Raw genomic sequence first — 1,857 nt, forward strand, 5'->3', positions numbered from 1 at the left:
GGCACACCCCCCTCTGCCTGCCGGCCGGGGCGAGCCACGGGTCTCGCCCGTCCTTCGGACCCTCGAGGATGAGGGCCGTTGGTGGCTGATTGGTCGTGCGTCCTTCGAGGCTCCCCTTCGACAAGCTCAGGGTCGCACCTCAGGATGAGGACCGTTTGTGCGGCTTCGCTCCGGGGTTCCGCCTCGATGGCGGTGCTCGGATTCATCGGGCAAGGGCCGCCGTTTACAAACGGTCCTCATCCTGAGGTGCGAGCCCGCACACCTTGCCGCCATAGCGTGCAAGCCCCGGCGGGCGAGCCTCGAAGGACGCACGACGCCAGTTTCTCCCACGAGGGGGGAGATCGGCTCTCCGGCGTCTCGCCCGTTTCTTCGCAAACGCGGCGTTCTGGCGCGCCCCCCTCTGCCTGCCGGCATCTCACGGTGCGGTGGTCTTCGCCCTTTCAACATCTCCCTTCGGGGGGGTGGCAATTGCATGGTCACCGTGCGCCCCCTCCACCATGCTTCGCATGGTCCCCCTCCCCCGTGAACGGGGGAGGATAAAGGAGACCCCTCACACCCGGCCCGGCAGGACGCGGTCGGGCGGGCGGTGGCCGTCGGCCCAGACGCGGATGTTGATGATGACCTTGTCGCCCATGTCGATGCGGCCCTCGATGGTGGCCGAGCCCATGTGCGGCAGGAGCACGATCTTGTCCTGCTGGGCGAGCCTGACCAGCTTGGGATTGATGGCGGGCTCGTGCTCGAAGACGTCGAGCCCGGCGCCGGCCAGCCGCCCGTCCTGGATCATCTGGATCAGCGCCGCCTCGTCGATGATGTCGCCGCGCGCGGTGTTGACGATGTAGGCGGTGGGCTGCATCAGCGCCAGCCGGCGCGCCGACAGGAGATGGAAGGTCGCGGGCGTCGACGGGCAGTTGACCGAGATGATGTCCATGCGCGCCAGCATCTGGTCGAGGCTTTCCCAGTAGGTGGCCTCCAGCTGGTCCTCGATGGCGGGGGCGACGCGCTTGCGGTTGTGATAGTGGATCGACAGGCCGAAGGCCTTGGCGCGGCGCGCCACCGCGATGCCGATGCGGCCCATGCCGACGATGCCGAGCCGCTTGCCCCAGATGCGGCGCCCGAGCATCCAGGTGGGCGACCAGCCCGACCACTTGCCGTCGCCGCGCAGCGTGTTGGCGCCCTCGATCAGCCGGCGCGGCACGGTGAGCATCAGCGCCATGGTCATGTCGGCGGTGTCTTCGGTGAGCACGTTGGGCGTGTTGGTGACGGTGATGCCCTTCTTCGCCGCCGCCTGCACGTCGATGTGCTCGACGCCGTTGCCGAAATTGGCGATCAGCTTGAGGTTCGGCCCGGCCTGCTCGATCAGCGCGGCGTCGATGCGGTCGGTGATGGTGGGCACCAGCACGTCGGCCTCGCGCACCGCGGCCACCAGCTCGGGCTGGGTCATGGCGCGGTCGTCGATGTTGAGCCTGGCGTCGAACAGCTCGCGCATGCGCGTCTCGACGGGATCGGGCAGCTTGCGCGTGATGACGACGAGAGGCTTTTTTCTGCCCGCCATGGTGTCCTCGAATCCGGGCCCTGTTGAGACCTCTTTAACCAAGATGGCCGATAGTCGGAAACATGCCCGGCCCGGGGTCATGTGTACCAACAGGCCGGGGGGATGACAAAGAAAAACAGGATCGTCGCGGGTCCGTGCGTCGGACCGGCGAGCCGTGGAAGACGAGGTCGTATCGTGTCCGTTTCCAAGTGGCCTGGCCTGGTGGCAGCCGTCGCGGCGCTCGCCGGCCTCATCGCGTTCCAGCCCGTCACCGAGGCGCGCGCGCAGGGCGCGGCCGCCGCGCAGCCGGTGGGCCCGAGCGGCCT

1 protein-coding gene is annotated in these 1,857 nt (G+C 68.4%); it reads right to left on the bottom strand.

Annotation, left to right across the window (positions count from 1 at the left end):
- Positions 1 to 550: 550 nt before the first annotated feature.
- A complete protein-coding gene (locus tag EJC49_RS25445) occupies positions 551 to 1,552 on the bottom strand; it encodes a 2-hydroxyacid dehydrogenase (protein ID WP_126702715.1) in 1,002 nt (333 codons plus the stop codon).
- Positions 1,553 to 1,857: the final 305 nt, after the last annotated feature.

It is taken from the genome of Aquibium carbonis, from assembly GCF_003970795.1.
Classification (GTDB): domain Bacteria; phylum Pseudomonadota; class Alphaproteobacteria; order Rhizobiales; family Rhizobiaceae; genus Aquibium; species Aquibium carbonis.

Coding starts and splice junctions, on each gene's coding strand:
- EJC49_RS25445 (WP_126702715.1), bottom strand. CDS start 1,552: ATGGCGGGCAGAAAAAAGCCTCTCGTCGTCATCACGCGCAAGCTGCCC.